The sequence below is a fragment of the Muriicola jejuensis genome, from assembly GCF_010671595.1.
Classification (GTDB): Bacteria; Bacteroidota; Bacteroidia; order Flavobacteriales; family Flavobacteriaceae; genus Muriicola; species Muriicola jejuensis.
In genome coordinates this window covers 1-1,379 of the sequence record NZ_JAABOP010000020.1, presented here as the reverse complement: position 1 = coordinate 1,379, position 1,379 = coordinate 1, and the positions used below count along the sequence as shown (strand labels likewise).

The following is a 1,379-nucleotide window of genomic DNA, read 5'->3' as shown; positions in this document are numbered from 1 at the left end:
GCAATGCTCCAAGAGTAAGCCACAGCAAAAGAAGAAACTTTGGAGAGCACCAGACCTTGGATGGACAAACTGCCCTTCGGCTTTGACCTTAGATAAAACGCTATGGTAGGTAACGGTTCCGGCTATGACACGGCGCTTGAGTGCGCTGGCCCCAGCGAACCATATTTTGTTTTCAACTAAGATAGGAAATAAGCGCAGACCTTGGAGAGCGATGGGTTATAGCCGTTGTTCTACGCAGTTTTTTGTTTTAAATCCAAAGCTTTATTTATTCCGCAACCAATAACGAAAATTCTCGTTCTCCAATCTTCAAAAGGTCCATATAGAATTTTGTCTGTCCAATACTCGATTTCACGTTTATTCAGTTCCATCAATATCTGTTCAACTTCAGAGTCTGATTTATACATTCCCAAATAATTACGTTTTGCATGCTCATCCGAATGTATTTTCTTCAAAGCGAATTTCACGGCATCTTTTTCCGTCACGAAATATTTCAAAGTTTCCCTGTTGCCACGTTCAGTATAAAACCATTGAAAAAGACCGCCATTATTTTCAAGTCCGAATCCTTCGAAAATGAAATTTCCGTTTATACTGTAATTGTTCATTGAATAGCAGTTTTCTTTTAACCACTTTTCTAGTTCAGCTACGGTATTTATTTCTGTCTCTTTCAAATTGCGTAGAACGGTTCCGGCTATGGTTTGGCGCCTGGAGGCGCCAGCCTTCCGTCTTGTTTTTGTTATTCCCTAAAATAGCAAATAATCCCAGACCTCTGAGGGCGATGAACCATAGCCGTTGTTACCTACCGTATTTCTTTTTTTATTTTTCTCCACCTTTTTTTCTCCATCTTGATATTTATAAGACCGTATTTGGCAAGTGAACCATACACGGCGGACAATGTATCACTTGGCTTCCATAAATAGATTTCCTCAATGTCTCTAAGTAAAATGTCCCCAGTAATATTATAATTCTTCAATGGAAATTGATTGATAATGATTAGTGGTTCTTTGACATAAGACATATCACGTATTATAATTTCAGTTTCGACCCCTTCATGCGATATGCTGACTCTCTGTTTGGCAATAGAATCTCTTTTTTTAGTATTGAATTCCAAATATTCAAATGCCTGATTTTCAACAAAACTTTTTAACGAGGAAGACTTATTCAAACTTGTCAGATCAACCTTCAATGGTTGACTAGATACGGAATGGAAATTGATGATTAGAAAAGTGAGTATCACTGTTCTCATATGGTAGGTAACGGCCCCGGCTATGGTTTGGCGCCTGGAGGCGCCATGTTTCCGGATTTGTTATTTATTAGACCTAAAATAGAAAAAAATCCCGACCCCGGCCGGCGCTAAACTATAGCCGTTGTTACCTAACGTA

The 1,379-nt window shown here is 39.0% G+C and carries 2 protein-coding genes; both read right to left on the bottom strand.

All coding sequences use genetic code 11. The annotated features are described in order from the left end of the window. Positions 1-230: 230 nt before the first annotated feature. On the bottom strand, positions 231-668 hold the full coding sequence (locus tag GWK09_RS14870; protein WP_163694259.1) for a hypothetical protein: 438 nt from the start codon (positions 666-668) through the stop codon (positions 231-233). A 128-nt stretch (positions 669-796) separates the two neighbouring features. Continuing rightward, positions 797-1,162, bottom strand: coding sequence for a hypothetical protein (locus tag GWK09_RS14865; RefSeq protein ID WP_204260492.1), 366 nt, complete (start codon positions 1,160-1,162; stop codon positions 797-799). Between the last annotated feature and the right edge of the window lie 217 nt (positions 1,163-1,379).